Annotated in this window: 1 protein-coding gene; it reads left to right on the top strand. The window is 61.1% G+C overall.

Annotation, left to right across the window (positions count from 1 at the left end):
• On the top strand, positions 1–283 hold a 283-nt coding region (locus ACNEUN_RS06215), incomplete at both ends, for a glycosyltransferase (RefSeq protein WP_463631557.1).

Raw genomic sequence — 283 nt, 5'->3', positions numbered from 1 at the left:
GGCCTCTGCAGACCTCGATATTCTTCATCTCCACGGCGTATGGACTGCGACATCCTATCTGGCAGTCCGCTGGGCCAAGGCAACGAAGAAGCCTTACATCATCTCTCCGCACGGGATGCTCGATCCCTGGATCACGGGTCGCGGACGTGCCAAGAAATGGATCGCCAAACGCTTCTATGAGCGTCGCAGCTGGGCGCGCGCCACGATGTTCCACGCTCTGACCGAGGCGGAGGCCGCCGACATCAGGCACGAGACCGGCCGTGACGCGGTGATTGTTATTCCC

Source organism: Gardnerella sp. C0684A1 (assembly GCF_055326835.1).
This window is presented reverse-complemented; position numbering and strand designations above follow the sequence as displayed.